This window comes from Pseudomonas sp. NS1(2017) (assembly GCF_002269425.1).
In the GTDB taxonomy this organism is placed as follows: Bacteria; Pseudomonadota; Gammaproteobacteria; order Pseudomonadales; family Pseudomonadaceae; genus Aquipseudomonas; species Aquipseudomonas reactans.
On record NZ_CP022960.1, the window covers coordinates 1,545,727 to 1,561,215 of the forward strand.

The window sequence follows — 15,489 nt, forward strand, 5'->3', positions numbered from 1 at the left end:
TGTCGGTGTCAGGGATAACCCGTCGGGTTTTGGCGAGTCCAGCGCCATGTATCCGTCATCATGTCTGCCAGGCCACGCGTGGCTTGCCATCCCAGCTCTCGATTGGCCTTGCCGCTATCGGCCCAACACTCGGCAGTGTCGCCAGGGCGCCTTGCCGCTAGCCGGTATGGGATCTTACATCCGCTGGCCTTCTCAAACGCTTCGATGATTTGCAATACGCTATAGCCGACCCCCGTGCCCAGATTCCACACCGCAACACCGGTAGCGGCTTCAATGGCATGCAACGCTTTTAGGTGCCCATCCGCCAAGTCCACCACATGGATGTAATCGCGAACGCCGGTGCCATCAACGGTCTGGTAGTCATTGCCATACACCGCCAGCTCCGCCAGCTTGCCCGCAGCCACTTGGCTGATATACGGCAAGAGGTTGTTGGGCAGCCCGTTGGGGTTCTCCCCAATCAAACCGCTGCTGTGCGCGCCTATCGGGTTGAAATAGCGCAACAGCGCGATGCTCCAGCGTGGGTCAGCAGCGCCCAAATCGCTGAGGCAACGCTCTACCATGACCTTCGATTGCCCGTATGGGTTGGTCGCTGAGCCGGTTGGCAGTTGCTCGTGCAGCGGCATCTCGCCAGGCTCGCCATACACCGTGGCCGATGAGCTGAACACAAGTTTGAAAACGTTGGCGACGGCCATGGCTTCGCACAGGGTGAGCGTGCCGGCGACGTTGTTGCGGTAATACAGCAACGGTTCGGCAACGCTTTCGCCCACTGCTTTGAGGCCGGCGAAGTGCATGACCGCGTCGATGCTGTGGTCGGCGAAAACACGATCGAGCAAAGCGCGGTCATTGATATCGCCCTCTACGAATGTCAGTGCGCGGGCGGCTAACTCCTCTACGCGCGAAAGCGAGACTGGCGAACTGTTACAGAGGTTGTCCAGCACCACCACGTCAAGTCCAGCTTCCAGCAGGGCCAATGTAGTGTGCGAGCCGATATAGCCCGCACCTCCGGTTACCAATATTTTCATATCAGTCGAATACTCCTTTATGTAATAGGTGGGAATCCTTACCCTTCCGCGTTTGAAGGGCGGGCAAAGGCAGCTTAACCCAGCACCTTTGTATACACCTCCAAGGTTTGCCGGGCACATTCATGCCAGGTGTAATGCCGTGCGCGCTGCAGACCGCTGCGCACTTTGTGCTCGCGCAGTGGCGCATCGGTCAACACAGCCTGCAGCGCTGCGTGGATGCTGTCCACGCAGTGTGGGTCTACCTCCCACGCGGCACCGGCAGCCACTTCCGGCAACGAGCTGCTATTGGACGCGATCACTGGGCACTGCGCCGCGAACGCTTCAATCACCGGCAGTCCGAAACCTTCATATAAAGAAGGAAACACCAGCGCACTGGCGCTTTGCAGCAGCGCGAACACATCGCTCTGTGGCAAATAACGCAGCCAGCGCCCTTCGCCGGCTCGTTCTAGCGCTTCCAATTGAGGCAGCAGGTCGCCGTTATTCCAGCCGTCTCGTCCCACAATCACCAGCGGATGGGCCTTGCGCACATTGGCCGGAAGCTGTTTAAACGCCTGAAGTGTGCGCAGCAGGTTTTTTCTCGGTTGCAACGTGCCTATGAACAGAAAAAACCCCGGTGGCAACTCATGCTTCGTCAGCACGATCTCGCGTTGTTCCGGATCGACGCGCTGAAAATAGGCGGGGTCAACACCCAGCGGTGTGACGCTGATGCGCTCGGGTGCAATGTTCAGATGATGAATCATGTCCTGACGGCTGTGCTGCGAAATGGTGATGATGTGGTCTGCCTTGAAAATCGACTGTTTGAACAGCCAACTCTTGAGCGGACGCAGGTTGTTCTTGATCCACTCCGGGTGCAGCAATGGAATCAGGTCCATGATAGTGGCGATCGTGGGCACGCCAGCGATATTGGGTATCAGATGATCGGTGGCGTGAAACAGGTCTATGCTGCCGGCAATCGCTTTTGAGCTAGGCAAGGTGAGACCCATGCTTCCACTGAGCAGGGCATGCACTGGAAAGTTTTTGGCCAGCCGTCGCGGAGCGCCGCAGGGAAGCGGCGGCCAGTCACGACCAAATGCATACGGCTGCACGTGAATAGCGTCCGGTGAGAGTTCGTTCAGCCCCTGCCAGAGCGCGCTAGTATAAGTACCGATACCATCATGATGGCCAGCACGTGCGCCATTTGCCCAGACGGTACAACCATAGCCAAGTTTCATATCCAAGCTGTCTCGTCTTGTCGAGGATTGAGCCCATAGCGCTCAGCCCTCAAGTTGGGTAGGTCGGTTAATACAGTACCGATGTTGGGCGCTGAGGTTACCATATTTGCGTGTAACTGAGCGCAAAGCGTAATCGTTAACTAATGGCTGGAGATATATAACTAACTACAATTAAATTCGGCTATAAAATCCATTGTTGATTTATATTTTAATGTTAACTTTGGATTAATATACCAGCTGCGTGGACATCGTTTTCGGTCATTAGTAATCAGGTTGCATTCGTGGGAAACCAATTGGATAATGCCAGCATCGTTCGCGCCTGCGGCGAAAAGCATGGAGTTCCCGATGTTTACCCCTGTAATCCTGGCTGGCGGTAATGGTTCGCGCCTTTGGCCGCTTTCGCGCCAGAGTTTTCCCAAGCAATTTCTGGCTCTGGATGGCCAAGATCAGGGTACCATGTTCCAGCGCACGTTGGCCCGTCTGCGGGGCCTGGATCATTCGCCTGCTGTGATAGTCAGTAATGAAAAACATCGCTTTATTGTGGCCGAGCAATTGCGAGTGGCCAATGTTGCTAGTCGTCGTATTATCTTAGAACCGCTGGCGCGCAATACTGCTCCGGCCATCGCCTTGGCGGCACTGGAGGCTATGGCAGATGGTAGTGACCCGATTTTGCTGGTGCTGTCGGCGGACCATCATATTCATGATGAAGACGCTTTTCGTGAAGCCGTGCGCGTAGCTCAGATCCATGCTGAAGCTGGCCGCCTGGTGACATTTGGGATTACTCCTACTAGCGCAGAAACCGGCTTTGGTTACATCCAGTGCGGTCAGGCAGTGGAAAGGGGCGGCTTTGCCATTGGGGCATTCAAGGAAAAGCCATCTCCGGAATTGGCCGCCCAATACCTGAATTCAGGAGAATACCTGTGGAACAGTGGAATGTTTATGTTTCGGGGCTCGGTGTTCCTAGGAGAGCTAGAGCGGCACCGCCCTGATATATTGAGCGCTTGTCGGGTCGCCATGGAGCATGCGCAGATCGACAGACACTTCACTCATGTGCAGGCCGAACAGTTCTCATTATGCGAGGAGGAGTCGGTAGATTACGCTGTGATGGAGCGCACTACTGCCGGCCTTGTCGTCCCGCTAAATGCAGGCTGGAACGACTTGGGTAGCTGGTCGGCGATCTGGGATGTGGGGCCCCATGATGCCAACTCCAATCGCCTTGAGGGCGACGTGATAGCCCTGGGCACACGAGATTGCCTTGTACAGTCTCATCACCGACTGGTCGCGGCGGTTGGCGTTGAAAATCTTATCATCATCGAGACCAAGGATGCGGTGCTGATTGCTAGCAAGCATGACAGTCAACAGGTCAGGGATGTAGTCAGGCACCTGCAGGCCGGAGATCGTTCGGAGTTCGTCAGTCATCCATTGGTCAACCGCCCTTGGGGGCATTACGACACAGTGGACAAGGGCGAGCGTTACCAAGTCAAGCGCATTAGCGTGTTACCTGGAGAATCTCTATCTTTGCAGCTGCACTATCACCGAGCTGAACATTGGATTGTGGTATCAGGTACCGCACGTGTCATCTGCGGCGAGCAAGAGCTGATCCTGTCGGAAAACCAATCTACATACATCCCGCTGGGCGTCCGGCATTCGCTGTCTAACCCGGGCAAGGTGCCGTTGGAGCTAATTGAAGTGCAATCGGGTGTTTACTTGGGAGAGGACGACATCGTGCGCTTCGAAGACCGCTACGGGCGTCTGGAAAATAGTTAGCCATTACTCGTGTGGCTGTAGGATTAATTATCTAAGGTAGTCGTGCGTTCACGCGGGATTATCGAACCTCTGATTGCCTCATTCTCGCTGATCGGTCATGGGTGCATCTGCGGGTCGGCGGCTCAGAAAGGAATACGAAATAAATGCTGGCGCCGGCTTGCCTCTTCCGGCGTAGGGGGAACGTAATCGTACGGGGTGTATGAAGTGCTGGTGCGTTTGCGCAGTGAGGAGGCGTAGCTGGATGTTGACCCACTGTAGTATGCGCCAGGAATGCGCCGGAGCGTATTGTTGATGTTGATATTAATGCTTGCGTGTCTCTGAAGAGTATTCTAAGACTATAAAATTTGCGGAGCGGTATTCAGTTAATGCGTTGTTACGTTGCTTGGGTTGGGCGCGTTACGTTGCGCCGCAACAACACTACTTGCTTGAGATTTCAGTCCAATCGACGTATATCGTTAAGGTAGTCGGATTAGGAGCTTGTCAGCGAGAGCGCCTGCCAAGCGAATGATTTATGTCATGAAGTCTACCTATACCGACACGACCGAAATCACTTCGATAAATTTAAATTTTTTCCTTGCCTTTCGAGTAGCATCTTGCTCCGCTACCAGTGAGCTCAGCGTATCAGCCTCATGTATTAGCTCATACATTTCGCCTTCAAATTCATTCCCCACCCGCAGCGTAACCCTTATTCTGGGAGTAAAGCCCGTTAACACTGTCTTCTTTTTTGCGAGTTTTGGCAGCTCTGCGATGGTGGCGTTCGTGCCGAGCTTTCTTTCATTCGCAGTCGCCGGACTCGTAGCCTCAAGCCCTCCAAACAGTGCGCGTCGCATCTCTTCTTCTGTCAGTTCTGTAGCCATATTATTTCTCAACAAAGACATTGTTTGTAAAGTTATTCATCGCAATTGATCCCGCTGGGAAAAGTATTTACGATGAATTAAAAAATTTTTTATTAAGTATTCTCTCTACCGTGTGTTGAAAAAATATACCAAAAACTATGAGCGGTGAAATACGCGCTAATTGTTGGCACTACAGGCCGAAATTAACGTCGAAGTAACTGAGTGGGCTGGGAATACGTGTAGGATTGGATCTAATGCTATTCCCAGTCAGTAAGCTCAGCATATCGTTGGCGCGTTTCGCCGCTCTCTCTGCTTCGTAAGGCGTTCAGCCGTCATTTTTAGGTTATATTCTTGGTCTAACCGAGACAGTAGACCTTCCTCGAGCCGTAAGCGGCAGGTAAATGAAATTCCGCCGCTGCGCCTAATTTTGCCGGAGTCGCAGCGAAAGGCGTCGGCGCTTCATGGTGATATGCCGTTTGCCCGGAGAGCGGTAATACTGCTAATCCGTCTAGCGCAAAATGCGGTTGAAGGATGCATGTAAGATCGCATAGCTTCCTTCATCAAATAGCTGCAGGTAACTATGGTGCTAATCTGACTTGGCGGCAGATTGGCATTGGATTTTCTTTCACGCGATCCGCAGTGCTTGTCGCTCAAGTGCACTAAGAGCGTCGCGCGGTTTTGGCATGAAAGCTCTGCGAATATAACGTGGCGGTCCTAACGGTAACCGTTGCGGCAGACGCTGCTCCTACTTCTATTAGGTCGAATTTTTTCTACGCCATCCGTCCCTCGGAATAGCCTGTCAGCCGATCTTCATCCGCACGAAGCACTGCACACATTCGCAACAAAGCTTGGGCATCTGCCTCGTTGCCTGCAAGACTCAAGCGCTCGGCAATTCTCCTAAGCTCTACAGCGGACCACTTGAGGTCAGAGGCGATGCCTTGCAAGTCGCGCTTTATGTCTAGGCTGGGAGCATTGGTTTTCATTTTTAACCTAATATCGTCGGCTAGTCTCTGGCTTATATATTCTACCGGTATGGCAGTGAGTTTGAAAATTGCCTGCGCCACATCAAGGCTGGATTTAAATCGCCTTCAAGCAAGAGCCATCTATAATCCGCGGCACGCAGACTGGCGAAGCTGCGACTGGGCCTCCTGATATTCCTGCTGTGTCATAGGCATATTGCCTTTAGGAAAAAAGTGCGGTTCTGATGTTCTAGTCGCGCAACCCATAAGCATTAACGGTAATAATAGAACAATTATCTTCGACATGTCTATCCTTGGAGTAGGTGAGCTTTCTGATTTCCAATTCGTAGCAGCCCTCTGCTGATGCACAGTTATTGTTTGGTCTGATAAGCGGCACCGTCTCATAATCTTGTGAGGAAACGTCATCTAGTCCACGCACCGGCATTCAAATGACCACAGCTCTTATCAAAGTTAACAGTCGAAGAGTCCGGTTCAGCGGTTTCAAAAAAAGCTTCGCTCCGCCACATTCAAGCTTTTTGAGTGTCGCAACCTTACTATTGGTAGCTTGATTACGTCCAGCACTCCCCAAGTGCGGCATCATCGTGGGTATCAACAACAATCAGGGGCCCGTGCGCGATGCTGTAACCTACGGAGGAGGTTCTGGAATCAATTTTTATCTCACGCCACACGTCCCGTCTTTGAATCATACCTCAAATAGTCGTATCGGTCAGAATACCGGGAAGGTGGGGCTACTGGCTTATGATGTCATGTAAAAATAATTTTTGCACCCCATCCAACTGCGACCGTGGCAAAGTCACATGTATCTTCATCTGGTAGGCCGCGCAGCAGGAGGGTGCGAAGCAACATAAGGCGTTCCTCTGCGTATCGTTGAGCACGAGCCCTCAACCAACTGAATTCACATCCCTATAACTGAAACCCATAAAATGTATATCTACCCCGTTAGATAATGACGCTCGAAGGTAAGTGGCTGGTGGTCTTAGATAACATGCGCAAAGCTTGTGTTTTGTGTGCGATCGTTTCGTACTGGGCCTCGCGATAGAAAATCGATGAGCGTTGTGCGCAGGTTAAGCGATTATGGGGGGATCTGCAATTTCGTGGTCAATTTGACCAGGGGAGTCACTGGACAATGACTGCTTCTGGTCCGGAGTGTGTATAAACGCAGTTCGGTGTTCTTGATGTTTTGTTATCGCGATCGGTCAACCGCTCATGTGCTGCGCATTGCCTTTCGAATGGGGCTGCCGCTGTCAACTGCTATCGAGGCACTGTCGACCGCAGGCAAAGCCTCAAAACATCTATAAAAAGACGACAGTTTCTATGCTGCGAGCGCTTTCAGCAGGCTCGTATTGCCAATGATTTTATCACCCGTTTCAAGTTGCGGGCGAGCACGTTCAGGCTCATCTGTGCACTCGCCCCGATCAGCTTTTGCGTCATGAAATGCGTCGCACATCTATTGTTTAAGCGCTTCGAAGGGATGCTACACCGTCCGTTTTCGGTCCGCATCATCTCCGACGCATTGCTCAGCCGGTTCTGCATTTTCTCCAATACGGCGTCATGCTCCCATCGCCGAACTCGCCGTTGGGTGCTCGGTGTACGCTTCGATTTCAGCACGCATCCCTGGAAATTAGAACTACAGTAACGGTGGACGTCAGGCTTTTGGGAATATTGGTATAGCGCCGAAACAATATCTCTCCAGCGGGCAAACGCATTCGTTTTTGCCGCATCTTAGATGAAGGCATGCAATTGAAATGCCCGTCTGCTTTGGCTCCAGCGATCATCGGCTTGGGCACATCGGCGGTGATTCCCGCATCGTGACAAGCCAGGATTTGCTCACTACTGGAGTAAACTCGGTCAGCCACGAACGACACTGCCTGAAGCTATAGCGTCGCGAGCCTGCTTGGCCATCGAACTGAGTTGATCGCGCGAAACCGGCGTTGGTCCTCTCATGTGCAGCGATCAAATAGTGTTGAATATCGGCGGCTGTCTGCACGGTAGCCGAGGATTCCCGTACTGCGGATCATCACGGAACGGCTATCTGAATAGCTTAATGAGACCTTTTTATCCCGGCGAGTCATTGAGCTGGATTTCGATGGCTTGAAGCTTTTTTATTTGAATTGAGCTTTGGCGATTTCCTCTTCCCGCCGCCCGGCGCTGGGCTCGAAAGCTGTAGGTTCTTGCTGATCGGCCGCACCGAGTGCGGCTAGTTCATAGTTGATGGTCGATACAATCTCTTCCATTCGCCGCTTCAATTTGGCGCGGGTGGCATTGCGGTCGCGGTTGTTGACTGCTTGGAATTTACTATCATCGATGTCGGCCAGATTCTTTCCAAACATTCCCAACTGTTGACATAGCACAACGAACTGGCGGCAAACGCCTCGGGTGTCCGAATGAACGTTGAACGGGTGTCCGGATGTTGGTGGCCTGAATATCCGGGTAGCGTCGAATCCGCACACAAAGGCCTTATTGAGCGCATCAGTCGTGGTGGGGACGACTCGCCCACACGCCGAGCGCGGCAAATCCTTGAGCAACTGGATAGTTTTTGGCGAAAGCGGGATGGTTTTCGGCAGCCCGTTCTTCGTTGTAGGCAGGTGTGCTGTCCTACGACCCGGGTTCACATGCTTCTAGCGCAGCTCGAAATTTCGCCACGGTGCATGGCTGTCTCAAACGCCAGTTGGACAATGGGCCGTATCCATGGATTATCGTGTGAGGCGTCGGCATCGGTGCCGTAAGCACGGCGCTCACGAAGTTTTAAAGCGTTGAGGATGTAATACGTGCCCAGGCTTGGGCATCGGATTTGGTTTCGAAGGTTTTGCGCTGGGCTGGGTAGCCCTTACGGCGGATTTGCGCTTCCCACTGATACTCGCCGCGATTCCTGATTGTTGCCATTTCGACCATTCCCGCCACTTTTGAGTGTGGCAAATTTGTGGCAAAAACGACTTTCAGAACTAGGACAGGTTTCTGTCAGGAGCGCTATCCCCTTGTAATACAAGGTGTTGCCGCTGACCGAAAACTGACCCAGTAGAGGCTGTTCTGCCGACTGAAAACTGACCCAGGTGTTCAACTGCTTCTGCTCACTTTTCGAGCAGGAGATCACAGGGTGATCAGCATGGAAATGTTGGGAAAAATCCGGCGGATGTACTTCCGCGACAAGCTCTCGCTGCATCAGATAGCCAAGCGTACCGGGCTGTCTAGAAACACCATCCGAAAATGGGTCAGAGCGCCCGAAGCCACTCAGCCAGCGTACCAACGGTGCGCAACCTTCAATAAGCTCAGCCCTTTTCGCGAGACCCTGGAGCAGGCGCTCAAGGCCGATTCGTTCCGGCCAAAACACAACCGCAGGAGCGCCAAAGCACTTTTTGAGCAGATCAAGGCCGAGGGTTATGACGGCGGTTACAGCCAGCTCACGGCGTTTGTGCGCTCTTGGCGAGGCGAGCAAGGCAAGTCTTTACGCGCTTTTGTACCGCTGACGTTTGCGCTCGGTGAGGCCTTTCAATTTGACTGGAGCGAAGAAGGTCTGCTGATCGGTGGTCTTTTTCGACGTATCCAGGTCTCCCACATGAAGCTGTGCGCAAGCCGCGCATTCTGGTTGGTTGCGTACCCCAGCCAAGGCCACGAGATGCTGTTTGATGCCCACACCCGTTCGTTTAGAGCGTTGGGTGGTGTGCCGCGTCGCGGCATCTACGACAACATGAAAACGGCTGTCGACAAGGTTAACAAAGGCAAAGGCCGCACGGTCAACGCCCGGTTTTCCGTGATGTGCGCGCACTATCTGTTCGATCCGGACTTCTGCAACGTGGCCTCTGGCTGGGAGAAAGGCATCGTCGAAAAGAACGTGCAGGACAATCTGGCTCGATGCTCAAAATTGCATGTTCCATACCTTTGAGGAACTGAATGTCTGGCTCGGCCAGCGTTGCCGGTCGCTCTGGAGCGAACTGGTGCATCCGCAGTACAACGGGCTGACGGTGGCCGAGGTCTTGGAGCTGGAGCAGGTCGAAATGATGCCAATGCCGACGGCATTTGAGGGCTACGTCGAGCGTACCGTGCGGGTCTCCAGCACCTGTCTGATCAGCGTGGCGCGAAATCGCTATTCAGTGCCATGTGAGCGAGTCGGCCAGTGGGTCAGCAGCCGTTTGTACCCTTCGCGGATCGTGGTCATTACCGACGAAACGGTGATCGCCAGCCATGAGCGCCTCTTTGATCGAGATCAGGTCAGTTTTGACTGGCAGCACTACATCCCACTCATCGAACGCAAGCCTGGTGCATTGCGCAATGGCGCGCCATTTGCCGACCTGCCAAAACCGTTACGGCTTCTCAAACGAGGACTGAGGCGTCACACCAAGGGTGATCGAATCATGATGCAGGTACTGGCTGCTGTGCCAATTGCGGGTCTCGAACCAGTGCTGGTGGCGGTGGAGCTGGTACTTGAATCGGGAAGTCTGAGCGCCGATCACATCCTAAATGTCGTTGCCCGCCTGACCTCCACCGCACCGCCTCCCTGTGTAGAAACCAGCCTGCAACTCAAGGTCGCGCCTGTTGCCAATACGGCACGCTACGACCGGCTCCGTGCGACCGATGAGGAGAATCGCAATGCGTGACCTAATGACTGAACTCAAAGAACTTCGCCTGCACGGCATGGCCAGTGCCTGGGAAGAACTGGTCTCTCAAGGAACAGCGTCGACGGCTTCATCGAAATGGCTGCTGGAACATCTGCTTCAGCAGGAACATGCGGATCGCGCGGTGCGCTCGGTGAATCATCAGATGAACATGGCAAAACTCCCCATGCACCGTGACCTAGCTGGCTTTGACTTCAGCGCTTCCAGCGCTGATGCCCGGCTGGTCAGCGATCTATCCAGCTTGGCGTTCACTGAAACGGCGCAGAATGTCGTGTTCATCGGCGGCCCTGGAACCGGGAAAACACACCTGGCCAGTGCCTTGGCTGTATCCGGAATCACGGCCCACAACAAACGCCTGCGCTTCTTTTCCACGGTGGATCTGGTGAATCTGCTGGAGCGTGAGAAGTACGATGGCAAGGCAGGGCGAATCGCCCAGACCTGGTGATACTGGATGAGCTGAGATATTTGCCCTTTAGCCAAAGCGGCGGTGCCCTGTTATTTCACCTGCTGTCCAAACTGTACGAACACACCAGCGTGGTCATCACCACCAACCTCAGCTTCTCGGAATCGTCGAGTGTGTTTGGCGACGCCAAGATGACCACCGCGTTGTTGGATCGGCTGACACATCACTGCCACATCGTCGAAAAGGGCAACGAGTCCTATCGCCTACAACACAGCACCTTGGCCGCCCAGACAAAGATCAAGTCACGGGAACGAAAGCGCAAGGACGGAGATGATGTCGAGGACGATGAGCCATTTTGATCCGCACCATAAATGCCCTGCTGCATGCGGTGGGGCTTGATGCGTCTTCAATCGGACTACTGCTGCTAAGCTTATCCACAATTGCTGGGGCAAAAATCAGCAATCCGTCCTGGGTCAATTTTCAATCGGCAGGGTGGGTCACTTTTCAATCAGCGCCAACACAATATTGATTTCGACAAACTACGCGAAGAGTTCAAGCAAACTACTTATAAGAATATTGAAATCGCCGATCTGCGTGGATTTCTGGAAAGAAAGGTGGCGCAGATGCTAGCCGCCAATAAAACCCGTAGCGACTTTGCCCAACGCTTGCGGGAGATCATTGACCGTTATAACTCCGGTGGTTCTGCTACTGAAGACTATCACGAGGAGTTGATGCTTTATCTCGAAGCACTCAGCTCCGAGGCAGAGCGTCATACTCAAGAGGGACTGAGCGAAGACGAATTGGAGCTATTTGATCTTCTGAAGAAAGAAAATATGACGATTGAGGAAAATCAAAAGGTTAAACTAGCAGCCAAGTCTCTTTTGATTCGACTTTTAGAAGGCCAACCTAAAGTTTTAGTGCAGGATTGGTTTAAGGACGGTCAAAGCAAGCGTGTGGTTAGAACTACAGTGGAACAGGTTCTACACAGTAATCTTCCTGATAGCTATGATCGCGTGACGTTTAAAGAGAAGTGCGACAATGTATTCGAGTTGATAGTGGGCTATGCGAGCGAGGGGCGAAAGTGGGCTGCTTGATTTTGGCTGCGGATACTATCTGAAGCGCCACCAAAGAAGGAACGCCCGTTGTCCTGGGCCCGTCAATTTGTACCTGTTTTCCGCGTCCCTTCATGAGCCCTCCCTAAGGGTGGCCTCGAACGCGGCGGCGAAGCTTACGAGGTCACTATTCAGAACAAGGCACAAGTCACGAAGCTGAACCGTATCCAGCCGTCTTACCCCTCTCTCGACATCACTCATGAACGACTGCGGCCTTCCTAGCGCTGCGGAGCACTGGGCCTGGGTCATCCCTGATTCAACGCGCATACGCTTTAGCACCCGCAGAAAGATCACGTGTTCGCGTCGGTAAATAGCCTTGGTCATAGCCGTTTCCAGGCAAGGAATGGCTAATCAAGCTATATCTGCTTTTGGGATATCTGACTTTCAGTTATTTTGTTTGCATTCGCTTGGTTTAGGAGGCTGTATGAGACTGGTCTGGGAGTTATTTCGGGTGGCATGGGCCGTCGGGTGTCTGCCGGTGGGTGCGCTTTTGCTAGTCGTGGTGGTTTTTTCTGGCTTCAACCTGCCTTTCTTTCTGGGTTTAACCAGTAGCGAAGACCCGGCGATTCGTTGGCTGTTCTGGGTCTTGGTTCTCTACTTCGTCGGTGGCGGATGGATGTTCTCCAGAATCAACCAACGCTATGCCGAAAAGCTTAGGAGAATGGTCGCGGGCTATCAGGCTGAAGGGTTCCGCCCTCAAGTCGAAGTGTTCGCGAAGATCAATGACGCCTACGTTGGTGTCGACCTGCAATCACAAATGTTGCTGGCCTACCCCGTTGGTCAGGACGGTCATCTCTTCCGTTTGGACGAGATTCGCTCCTGGCGCATCCTTCCAGTCGGCAAGAGCAACCATCGGTTGGAGCTGTTGACCAGCGATTTGGCAATTCCGACGTTTAGCCTCGCGCTTAAAACGACCGACGTGACCAATACGGAGGCACGGCTGCATTCAATCTTCAGCACTTAGCTGGATGATGGAGCCTTCACTTAGCTATTCGGAGTGGCCCGATGACCGACGTAACCGCAGGCAGTGTTTGGCAGCTAGATATCGCTCAACTGAAGCAAGCCAACGCCACTATGCGTTTGGCCAATCAAGCGCTGGCCGCTGACGATGTTGCCGTCCTATCCACTCTCAGTTTTTCGCTCGCTCACATTCGAGAGCTAAGAAGCAAAGGCGGCTTCAGAACCTCTTCCATTGCGCAGAATACACGAATGATCAATTGCCTAAAACAAAGGGAATCTGCCCATGCTGATTAACCACACGCCATTGAGAATCGCGTCCGGCGTCTTGGCGGCTACGACCATCGATTCTGTCCGCCGATCGACTTCGTATCATGCCTGCGGCTGGCAGATTCTTGACCGTTGGGCGTTTAATTCTCCCGAGCAGCTTCGCGCACTTGAAGCACAGGGAGAGCTGCTGCTTTTAGGGCGGTTGCTTGAACAGCAAATCGTCGAGCATGAGGCGCTCATTTCGCCCCTCGGATTGACGCAGCGGAGGCAAGGGCTTGCAGAGCATGAGGTTCTTGCGCTGTCAGGCATCTCTACCGAGTTGTGAGCCATCGACGGCAGCGCGTTTTACCAAAACTTTCGGCCATTGGCCGCAGTGGGGTCTCGGGGCTTGCCCTGAGCAGGGACGGTAGGCGAAGCAAAGAAGTGAAACGACTGCCGCGTTGCCTGTTGTACGTACGCCATTCATGGCGGGAGTACAAACCCTACCCTGTCCCAGTCCTTATCCTCCAAATGGTTGCAGCCTTTGTGCACGATGTTGGTGACTAAAAGTTGTCTGTCCGTTGGTCCTGGATTTCTTAGCCCTCGATGAATAAAAGCATCGTTGGGGAGGGTGCAGAGGGAATCGTCCAATGACTCGACAGACACAAGAATCAGACGCCATCGGCCTAACAAAATTGATCATCAAAATATTTTGTGAAGTGAGCGCGGTAATTTTCAGAAAACACCGCAACACGACGCTGTACGAAGCAGGGCGTTGCCTGTGATGGTGTCAGTATTTTGAAGTGCGCGCGTTTGCCGTTGGTGACTGTGCGTGGATTGCTCGGGTAAGAAAAGAAAAACATCTGGCAGCACAGGGAAAGGTCAATCTGGTGATGCTGAGGGAGGCATGAGGTAGGCAAATCTGGGCACGTCATCCACAACTGGAGTAAACACTATGAGTGAAACCTGGCTGAAGAAAATGTGCTCGCTTGCACTGCGACGGAAATCTGTAGGCGCGATGAACGGTGGTAAGCCGTTTACCAGGTGCGGAACCCTCATGGTCTATGCGGGAGAGCTCAAGCTGATACCTGAGCTCATTCCCGAGTCAAAACCTTCCAGACGCTCCACGCCGCCCGATTCAAATTAGGTGCAGCATCTCAGGGCGGCTGAACGCATGTCAGTAAAAGTGGAACGCCTTAACTGATACGAACCTTGTGTAGCCGGTGCGCAGGGCTAGCTGCTCAGACTACCTTCCTGATCAAACAGAGCTCTGGCAGAGGGGCCATAGGTCGCGATGACATTCTCGATGGTATCCCGGTCGTTACAGTTCAAACTGCGCGTCAGGTCGAAGAGGGTGTTCCGTTCTGCTTTCCACTGGCTGATGATTTCAAAATTCGGTTGGGCTTTCTTCCGCTCGTAGAAAATCGACTCGGAACGCAACGCTATCAAGCAACCCAAGACGTCCTGGGCGATTTCCAGTCTATGAGCATCTGATGGTTGGTTCATCGTTGAGACCTCCTGCTGATCAGTACCAGTACGTCGCGTGGTAGTTTCTGGATTTTTGAATGCTTCGTAATCGATGCTCATCGTGACTGTCGCTCGGCTGTTGGGGACTGCGTCGACTGTCAGCTGGGAGGCATCCCGAGATCCAGGATACGTTTTTGACAGGCGCTGCTGTTAGCTGAAGAATGGTTGCATGCAAAAAACAGAATCTGAAACCTTGGGTGTTGAGGAGTATGAAGCATTCGAGCTTATGGCTCGGGAGCTCCACACCCATTTTTTAAGCGAGCGGAAAAATTTCGCGGTTCGAGTGCCACTCAGTCTAGTGAGCTATTTGTTCACTGGGATTTTGCGGAAATCACGGTTGCCGAAAATTCAGCTTGAATGTGCCATAGCGGAATTAGAATTTGCTGTCGAGGCCAGGACATTTCGCCGATACATCAGCGGTCATACCCGGATGTCATGGAGGACGTTTCAGCGATTGGTTTTCTGGGCGCTGGGGCAGCAGTGGATCAGCGCGTGGATGTGCCGCGATTTGATGTCAAAAGCCCATCTATGCGAGGTCGCTCAAATCAGTGCACGCGAGCTATTGAACGAACGTAAGCGCCTCGTATCAGCGACTGAAATACACAGAGAGGAAATGGTTAGGCGCTTTTATGAAAACCTAGCACTCAAGGACTTGGAACGAGAGGAAGAAGCAATCGTTTCTATTCGAAGAAACGATGAAGCGAGGGAGCTCGCACGTTCCCTAGCATTGGATATAGCTGATTAGCCTCAGGCCTGCTTGGCCACCAGCGCTTCGGTCCTAATGTTGTAGTAGCCCTCCAACGTGTTTATCTCGC

General features: G+C 53.0%; 12 protein-coding genes and 3 pseudogenes. 8 read left to right on the forward strand and 7 right to left on the reverse strand.

Translation table 11 applies throughout. From position 1 onward, the window contains the following. Positions 1-8 precede the first annotated feature (8 nt). Both galE and CI807_RS07380 read right to left on the reverse strand, forming a co-directional pair. Positions 9-1,022 (reverse strand): UDP-glucose 4-epimerase GalE, encoded by a 1,014-nt coding sequence (gene galE, locus CI807_RS07375; RefSeq protein WP_095014217.1) that lies wholly within the window; start codon positions 1,020-1,022, stop codon positions 9-11. A 74-nt stretch (positions 1,023-1,096) separates the two neighbouring features. After that, on the reverse strand, positions 1,097-2,233 hold the full coding sequence (locus tag CI807_RS07380) for a glycosyltransferase family 1 protein (RefSeq protein ID WP_095014218.1): 1,137 nt from the start codon (positions 2,231-2,233) through the stop codon (positions 1,097-1,099). Positions 2,234-2,578: 345 nt separating this feature from the next. Between CI807_RS07380 and CI807_RS07385 the strand changes: the two genes are divergently transcribed. Then, complete coding sequence (locus CI807_RS07385) at positions 2,579-4,000, forward strand: mannose-1-phosphate guanylyltransferase/mannose-6-phosphate isomerase (protein WP_095014219.1); 1,422 nt, start codon at positions 2,579-2,581, stop codon at positions 3,998-4,000. Positions 4,001-4,527: 527 nt separating this feature from the next. Here the strand turns inward: CI807_RS07385 and CI807_RS07390 are convergent. The 3 genes and pseudogenes from CI807_RS07390 to CI807_RS31730 all read right to left on the reverse strand — a co-directional run. After that, positions 4,528-4,857 (reverse strand): hypothetical protein, encoded by a 330-nt coding sequence (locus CI807_RS07390; RefSeq protein WP_095014220.1) that lies wholly within the window; start codon positions 4,855-4,857, stop codon positions 4,528-4,530. Positions 4,858-5,606: 749 nt separating this feature from the next. After that, positions 5,607-5,819, reverse strand: coding sequence for a hypothetical protein (locus CI807_RS31725; RefSeq protein WP_095017517.1), 213 nt, complete (start codon positions 5,817-5,819; stop codon positions 5,607-5,609). A gap of 1,309 nt (positions 5,820-7,128) precedes the next feature. Next, positions 7,129-8,191: pseudogene (locus CI807_RS31730) on the reverse strand (IS5/IS1182 family transposase); the annotation flags it as partial. A gap of 728 nt (positions 8,192-8,919) precedes the next feature. Between CI807_RS31730 and istA the strand changes: the two are divergent. The 3 genes and pseudogenes from istA (at position 8,920) to CI807_RS07420 (ending at position 11,923) form a co-directional block, all read left to right on the forward strand. Next, positions 8,920-10,408 (forward strand): annotated as a pseudogene (gene istA, locus CI807_RS07410) (IS21 family transposase). Beyond that, positions 10,401-11,188: pseudogene (gene istB, locus CI807_RS07415) on the forward strand (IS21-like element ISPsy20 family helper ATPase IstB). Before istA ends, istB begins: the two co-directional pseudogenes overlap by 8 nt. A gap of 81 nt (positions 11,189-11,269) precedes the next feature. Further along, the gene (locus CI807_RS07420; RefSeq protein WP_095014221.1) at positions 11,270-11,923 is read left to right on the forward strand and encodes a type I restriction enzyme endonuclease domain-containing protein; all 654 of its coding nucleotides are present in this window, start codon (positions 11,270-11,272) and stop codon (positions 11,921-11,923) included. Positions 11,924-12,013: 90 nt separating this feature from the next. Here the strand turns inward: CI807_RS07420 and CI807_RS07425 are convergent, their stop codons facing one another. After that, positions 12,014-12,265: a helix-turn-helix domain-containing protein gene (locus tag CI807_RS07425; RefSeq protein ID WP_095014222.1), complete on the reverse strand. Its 252-nt coding sequence runs from the start codon at positions 12,263-12,265 to the stop codon at positions 12,014-12,016. 100 nt (positions 12,266-12,365) lie between these two features. Between CI807_RS07425 and CI807_RS07430 the strand changes: the two genes are divergently transcribed. From CI807_RS07430 to CI807_RS07440, 3 genes are read left to right on the forward strand one after another with little or no spacing between them, the layout of a single operon-like run. Beyond that, complete coding sequence (locus tag CI807_RS07430; RefSeq protein ID WP_095014223.1) at positions 12,366-12,905, forward strand: hypothetical protein; 540 nt, start codon at positions 12,366-12,368, stop codon at positions 12,903-12,905. A gap of 41 nt (positions 12,906-12,946) precedes the next feature. Beyond that, positions 12,947-13,195, forward strand: a complete 249-nt coding sequence (locus CI807_RS07435; protein ID WP_095014224.1) for a hypothetical protein — start codon at positions 12,947-12,949, stop codon at positions 13,193-13,195. Beyond that, a complete protein-coding gene (locus tag CI807_RS07440) occupies positions 13,185-13,493 on the forward strand; it encodes a hypothetical protein (RefSeq protein ID WP_095014225.1) in 309 nt (102 codons plus the stop codon). The genes CI807_RS07435 and CI807_RS07440 overlap by 11 nt, the downstream gene beginning before the upstream one ends. Positions 13,494-14,380: 887 nt before the next feature. Here CI807_RS07440 and CI807_RS07450 read toward each other — a convergent pair. Further along, a complete protein-coding gene (locus CI807_RS07450) occupies positions 14,381-14,734 on the reverse strand; it encodes a hypothetical protein (RefSeq protein ID WP_238704547.1) in 354 nt (117 codons plus the stop codon). A 109-nt stretch (positions 14,735-14,843) separates the two neighbouring features. On the opposite strand from CI807_RS07450, the gene CI807_RS07455 reads away from it, so the two are divergent. Continuing rightward, positions 14,844-15,419 (forward strand): hypothetical protein, encoded by a 576-nt coding sequence (locus tag CI807_RS07455; protein ID WP_095014228.1) that lies wholly within the window; start codon positions 14,844-14,846, stop codon positions 15,417-15,419. The last annotated feature ends 70 nt before the right edge of the window (positions 15,420-15,489 follow it).